A 6,082-nucleotide genomic window follows, 5' to 3' on the forward strand; every position below is an offset into this window, starting at 1 on the left:
ATGTTCTGACGCAGCGCATAAAACATCAGGCCGCAGGCGATGCCCAGCCCGACCAGAACGGCGAGTACCACCAAAAGACGCTGCTTACGTACCGGATTCATCATCTACCTCAGGTTTTTGCTCAGTGTGTTGCTGGCGGCGCTGCTTTTCCTGAGCCTGCTCTTCTGCCAGAGCCTCAAGTCGCCACTGCCGCGCCAGCGTTTGGCGCACCTGTCCCTGCCCGCGCATCGCCAGCACCATGCTGGCAATAATCAGGAACGCACTGATTCCGTAGGCGCTCCAGACATAAAAACCGTGTTTCCCCATGGCCAGGAAATCGGCAAAGCTATCGAAATACATGCTATTGCCCCCCGCCCTTGACCAGCTTGCGAACCCATTTGCTGCGCCGCTCGCGCCACACCACTTCCGTGCGTGCTCGCACCAGTACATTGACCGCATACAGCAGCCAGGTTCCCAGCATGCTGATTAGCAGTGGGTATTTCATGGCCGGATTGATGGTGGATTCACCCACCAGTTTCAGGGTGGAGCCCTGGTGCAGGGTCTGCACCCATTCCACCGAGTATTTGACGATGATCACATTGATCACCCCCACCATGGCCAACAAACCGGCGGCACGGGCGGCCTGGCGCGGGTCTCTGATAACGTTCTGCAGGGCAATCACACCCACATACATGAACAGCAAGATCAGCATGGAGGTCATGCGGGCATCCCACTGCCAGTAGGTGCCCCAGGTGGGCTTGCCCCACAGCGCGCCAGTGGCCAGGGAAATGGCCGCCAGGGCCGCACCGAAAGGGGCAATGGCCTTCATCATCACTTCGGCCATTTTCATTCGCCAGACCACGGCCACCAGGCCCGCCACGCCCATGGCCATGTAGCCCATCAACGCACCGCTGGACGCAGGCACATGAATAAAGATGATCCGGTAACTGTTGCCCTGCTGATAATCACTGGGGGCAAACGCCAGCCCCCAGACGATGCCCACGGTAAACACCAGCAGCGCAATGGGCGTCAGCCACGGCAGTAGCGCAGAACTGAACGTATAGAAATAACGCGGCGAACCGAGCATGTGGTACCAGCGTTTTATCGTTTGCCAAACCATTCCGACACCTACCTTCACCTATCTTCAATAACGCCCTCTTTCCCACCGGAAAAAGGTGCGCTTAATTCCCGGAACTGATCTTCAGGCCAGCGGCCACCGCCAGCGGCCCCAGGCTCACCGCCAGCGCCAGCAACGCCCCAAGAATGGCCAGAATGCCATTCACCGCACCGCCGTCGACTGCGGCACTCACCGCTCCCGCGCCAAAAATCAGCACCGGAATGTACAGCGGCAGCACCAGCACCGCCAACAGAATACCACCCCGGTTCAGGCCCACGGTGAGGGCCGCGCCGATGGCGCCGATAATGGTCAGCGCCGGGGTGCCCAGCAACAAACTCAGCATCACCGTAGCCAGCACCGCATCGGGCAGCTGCAGCATGTGCGCCAACACCGGGGAGATCAGCACCAGCGGCAAACCGGTCAGCAGCCAGTGCGCCAGCAGCTTGGCACTTACTGGCACCACCGCCATCACCGGCGCGGTGAGCAACAATTCCAGCACCCCACTTTCCTGGTCGCGCCGGAAAAGGCCATCCAGCGACAGCATCACCGCCAGCAACGCCGCCACCCAGAGTACGCCAGGGGCCACCAGCGCCAGCAGTTCCGGTTTCGGCGAAATAGCCAACGGAAACAGGCTGATCACCATGACAAAGAAAAACAGCGGATTGATGATTTCTGCCGGGCTACGCCACAGCACCAATAACTCCCGGGACAGGGCCGCACGAAACACGCTCATGCCAGCCCCTCTGCCGTCACTTCTGCCTGCCCGTGGGCCAGGTGCAGCCGCCGCACGCCATCGCCCACCTGATGGTGGGAGGTATAGATCACCAACGCGCCGGCCTGGGCCGCCTGCTGGATCTGCTGGTCCAGCGCCGCCACCCCATCCTGATCAATAGCGGTATAAGGCTCATCCAGCACCCACACCGCCTTGTGGTCCAGCCACAGGCGCGCCAGGGCAATACGGCGCTTTTGCCCGGCAGACAAGTGCGCCGCCGGCACGTCTTCAAAACCTTGCAGACCCACCGCCGCCAGCGCCGCCATAGGGTCGCCCCCCTGCTCGCTCAGCGCACAGGCGTAACGCAAATTTTCCAGAGGGTTGAGCTCTTCACGTACTCCTGGCTGGTGCCCCAGGTAGAGTAATTCCTGTTGCCACTGAGGCTGCCACCATTGGCATACGCCTTCATAGAAGCCGTGCAGCCCCACCAGAATGCGTAACAACGTGGTTTTGCCGGCACCGTTGGCACCGGTGATCTGCCAGATTTCACCGGCCGATGCAGTCAGGCTCAAACCACTGAACAACAGCCGGTCATCGCGCTCACAGCTGAGCTGCTCCAGCACAAGCCGGGGGGCGATTTCGGCATCAGAATGGGTGAATGGCTGGCTCAAATCGGGCTCCCTAAAACAGCGCAAAAGTATAGCACGACAGTTCAAAACGGGCTTGATCGCCAGCAAGAAGCCGATAGCCTGTAGGCGTTGCCGCCCAAAAGGAGACATTCATGTTCGTGACCCACACTGCCCGTACCACCCGATTCCTGTCTATCGTGCTGATCAGCGGGGTACTGGCCGCCTGTGGCGGCGACAAACCTCTGGCCACGGTGGATCAGGTGGACCTGCAACGCTATGCGGGCACCTGGTATGAAATCGCCCGTCTGCCGCAATGGTTTCAGCGCGGCTGCTACGACTCCACCGCCACCTACAGCCCCAATGACGATGGCACCCTGAAGGTGGTAAACCGTTGCCAGCGCGAAGGCGACGAACCCAGTGAAGCCGAAGGCACCGCTCGCATTGTCCCCGATTCCGGCAATGCCAAACTGAAAGTGCGCTTTGATAACTGGGTATCGAAACTAATCCCCACCATTACCGAAGGCAACTACTGGATTATCGCCCTGGACAAGGACTACCAGACCGTAGTGATCGGCGAGCCCAGCCGTGAATATCTGTGGATACTGGCGCGCCAGCCGGAACTCAACGATGACCAGTACCAGGCACTGGTGCAGGTGGCCGAGGACAAGGGCTTTCCGGTGGATCAACTGGAACGCAACCGCACCCTGCGCCCGGGTAAGCCATAATGGAACATCACGTCTATTTCGCTGTATTCGGCTTTGACCACGATCCCCAGCAGCTGGACCTGCTGCTGGGGCAAAGTGCGGACGACTACTGGCGCGAAGGCGAGAGCTACAGCGATGCGGTCCCCGAGGCCCTGCGCCAGGAAAATCGCTGGATTCTCTCCAGCCAGCTGGATCACACCGTCAGCCACCGGGACCATTTTGAAAAGTTGCTCTACAAGTTGCAGCGCCTGGCGCCGCAACTGTCTGTCCTGGACAACCCCGACCCGGATAACAGCCTGTGGGAAACACACTATCGTTACGGCATCGGGGTGTCACAGTACTTCTTTATGGACGACCCGACGTTTTATCTGCCTGATGAAATCATCGACGGCTACAAGGCACTGGGTTTTGACATCAGCTTTGATCAACTGNGCATAGACCTGAATAATTCGGCATAGCCCCCATCAATGAATCGCCGTCAACATGAACCGTGTGGCGACAAATGATGGGGAAGTGCTATTGGCCAGTGTTACGCTTGCCATGCATTAGACAACTATTCAGGCAGCTAGCCATGGCAACGGAAATTGAGCGCAAATTTAAAGTCAGTGACATAAGCATTATCGATACCCTGGCCGGGGAACGGCTCACCCAGGGCTACCTGAGCCACGACAAGAACGCCACCGTACGAATTCGCACCACCGGCGACACCGCCTGGCTAACCATCAAGGGCAAAACCGTGGGCGCCACCCGCAGTGAATTCGAATACCCCATTCCGCTGGCGGATGCCCGCCAGATGCTCACCGAGCTGTGCGGCGCCGGCGTCATCGACAAAACCCGTTACCGGTTGCCACAAGGCGACCTGTGCTGGGAGATTGATGTGTTTCACGGCGATAACGACGGACTGATCGTGGCAGAAATCGAACTGCCCAGTGAAGGCACGTCTTTTGAAAAACCGGCCTGGCTGGGGGAAGAGGTCACCGGTGACAGCCGTTATTACAACAGCGCGCTAAGCACCACACCCTACAAGAACTGGCCGTAATCACAGCCAGCGTTATCCAAAAATACCATCGGCAAGCGCGAATGCGGGGGGAACAGCGAATGGAATCCAACCTTTACCAGGCACCGGACAGCGAGATCATCACACCGGAATCAGACACCTCGGGTTTGGCGCTCTATGTTGTCGCTCCCTGGAAGTTCAATCTGCTTTTCTGGGCGACCCTGGGTATCTATGACGTCTACTGGAATTTCCGGAACTGGCAGAACCAAAAAGACACCCGGCAGAAAAAAGTGCAGCCCATAGCACGTGCCCTGTTCAGCGTATTTTTCTTTGGCTCGCTGGTGAAAACCATCAATGACGAAAGCGAAGGAAAGGCAAAACCGTTACCGGTGGCCACCATGGCGACCCTGTATATTCTCTCTTACCTGATCAGCACCGTGTCTGACCGGGCCGCCGCCAACATGGAAACCTTTGGCATTCTGGACCTGATTTCACTGGCGCTTCTGCCCGTCACCTGGGCCGTCCTGTTCAAGGCACAAAAAGCCATCAACCTGTCCCAGGGGGATGAACAGGGCCTGCTCAATAATCGACTGACGCTCGCCAACGGTATCTGGATCTTGCTGGGCATCAGCCTGTGGGCGCTCATTTTGCTAGGCCTGGCCAGCGGTTATTTTCCAGAACAAACGGATACCTTTCTCTCCAGTCTGATAGAGACCGTGCCATGATCAGGTCATCCACAAAGAAGGCACTCGTCTACCCGCTGGCTGGAGCAGCGCTTGCCCTGCTACTGACCGGCTGCATTCCCACGATTCAACGGATGTGGGACGCCCAGCCCGTCAGCGGCACAGTCATCGATGGCGACACCGGCGCCCCGATCAGCGGCGCCACCATCAGCCTGATTGTTTCCCCCGATGACCCTGAACCACCGCGCACTGCCACCAGCAATGCGCAAGGGGAATTTACCCTCCCCGGCAGCTCCCATATCGGTTTCCATATGGCCATGCCGGCCAGCTATCTGGCCTCGGACAAGTGGACAATCCGCCACCCGGACTACCCCGACGCCGTGGCCGAAACCCGCACCATCGCACCCCCAACCGGTGAACAGCACCGGGAAATCACCGTACCGCTGTTCGCCCATATAAAAACCACACCGGTGCAAAACTGCCCCTACTTCCATTACCAGCAGCAGCTCAGGCAGTGGATACAGCAACATTTCGACGAGGAAGCACAGCGCCCCTTCCAGGACGCCCTGCTCACGCTCTGCCACGATCCCGAGCACATCGAGAAAATTCTCGCCCCACAGGAACCCTGATTCCGCCCATGGGTCTGAGGAGCTATACTGGACACCAATGGATGCCAGGGACGACCCCGGCAATCACCGCCAGCGCATCAATTACATAACGGGGACGACCCCATGACAGGAGACACGTCATGGCATGGGCCCTGGTTATTCTTGCAGGCATTATTGAAACTGGCTGGGCGCTGGGTTTGAAGTCCAGTCACGGCTTTACCCGCCCGCTTCCCTCACTGCTTACCCTCATCGGCATGATCGCCAGTTTCTGGCTATTGGCAAAAGCCATGCAGACCTTGCCCGTGGGCACCGCCTACGCGGTGTGGACCGGCATCGGCACCGTCGGCACCGTGCTACTGGGTATTCTGCTGTTCCAGGATGCGGTTAACGCCCCACGGTTACTGTGTCTGGGGCTGATCCTGGTCGGTATTGTGGGGCTGAAAATTTTTTCTCCCTGAGCCTTCTGCGGACATGCAGACGTGTCCCCGCCATCGGTTCCCTGTACTATTACGCTTGAACCATGGCGGTCACGCCCCTCCGTTTCCCTCACCACAGGTCCCGCATGCTCAATAACGACGTCCTCCGCCGCACCCGGTACATCTTCGATTTCGACGACACCCGCATGATCGGCGTCTTCGCCGAAGCCGGCGAAA

At 58.7% G+C, this 6,082-nt stretch carries 11 protein-coding genes; 7 read left to right on the forward strand and 4 right to left on the reverse strand.

Translation table 11 applies throughout. The features are described from left to right. Positions 1–84 precede the first annotated feature (84 nt). The 4 genes from ccmD to ccmA all read right to left on the reverse strand — a co-directional run bounded on the left by ccmD (position 85) and on the right by ccmA (position 2,479). Positions 85–339 carry a heme exporter protein CcmD gene (gene ccmD / locus A3754_RS14825; RefSeq protein WP_063520316.1) on the reverse strand — a complete coding sequence of 85 codons (255 nt, stop codon included), beginning with the start codon at positions 337–339 and terminating at the stop codon, positions 85–87. A gap of 1 nt (position 340) precedes the next feature. Then, positions 341–1,099 (reverse strand): heme ABC transporter permease CcmC, encoded by a 759-nt coding sequence (gene ccmC / locus A3754_RS14830; protein WP_007148604.1) that lies wholly within the window; start codon positions 1,097–1,099, stop codon positions 341–343. 61 nt (positions 1,100–1,160) lie between these two features. Further along, positions 1,161–1,829: a heme exporter protein CcmB gene (gene ccmB, locus A3754_RS14835; protein ID WP_063520317.1), complete on the reverse strand. Its 669-nt coding sequence runs from the start codon at positions 1,827–1,829 to the stop codon at positions 1,161–1,163. Further along, the gene (gene ccmA / locus A3754_RS14840; RefSeq protein ID WP_082872355.1) at positions 1,826–2,479 is read right to left on the reverse strand and encodes a cytochrome c biogenesis heme-transporting ATPase CcmA; all 654 of its coding nucleotides are present in this window, start codon (positions 2,477–2,479) and stop codon (positions 1,826–1,828) included. Before ccmA ends, ccmB begins: the two co-directional genes overlap by 4 nt. A 110-nt stretch (positions 2,480–2,589) precedes the next feature. Here ccmA and A3754_RS14845 point away from each other — a divergent pair, with 110 nt between their 5' ends. From A3754_RS14845 to A3754_RS26185, 7 genes are all read left to right on the forward strand, one after another. Then, a complete protein-coding gene (locus A3754_RS14845) occupies positions 2,590–3,162 on the forward strand; it encodes a lipocalin family protein (RefSeq protein WP_063520318.1) in 573 nt (190 codons plus the stop codon). Beyond that, complete coding sequence (locus A3754_RS14850; protein ID WP_063520319.1) at positions 3,162–3,599, forward strand: DUF4279 domain-containing protein; 438 nt, start codon at positions 3,162–3,164, stop codon at positions 3,597–3,599. Before A3754_RS14845 ends, A3754_RS14850 begins: the two co-directional genes overlap by 1 nt. Before the next feature lie 113 nt (positions 3,600–3,712). Further along, positions 3,713–4,180 (forward strand): CYTH domain-containing protein, encoded by a 468-nt coding sequence (locus A3754_RS14855; protein WP_063520320.1) that lies wholly within the window; start codon positions 3,713–3,715, stop codon positions 4,178–4,180. A 59-nt stretch (positions 4,181–4,239) separates the two neighbouring features. Continuing rightward, positions 4,240–4,863 carry a hypothetical protein gene (locus A3754_RS14860; RefSeq protein WP_063520321.1) on the forward strand — a complete coding sequence of 208 codons (624 nt, stop codon included), beginning with the start codon at positions 4,240–4,242 and terminating at the stop codon, positions 4,861–4,863. Then, a complete protein-coding gene (locus A3754_RS14865; RefSeq protein ID WP_231880641.1) occupies positions 4,860–5,450 on the forward strand; it encodes a carboxypeptidase-like regulatory domain-containing protein in 591 nt (196 codons plus the stop codon). The genes A3754_RS14860 and A3754_RS14865 overlap by 4 nt, the downstream gene beginning before the upstream one ends. A gap of 119 nt (positions 5,451–5,569) precedes the next feature. Further along, positions 5,570–5,887: a multidrug efflux SMR transporter gene (locus A3754_RS14870; RefSeq protein WP_063520322.1), complete on the forward strand. Its 318-nt coding sequence runs from the start codon at positions 5,570–5,572 to the stop codon at positions 5,885–5,887. 104 nt (positions 5,888–5,991) lie between these two features. Beyond that, the coding region (locus A3754_RS26185) for a DUF1456 family protein (RefSeq protein ID WP_156497010.1) at positions 5,992–6,082 on the forward strand (91 nt) is incomplete at its 3' end.

The sequence above is a fragment of the Alcanivorax sp. HI0083 genome (genome assembly GCF_001635175.1).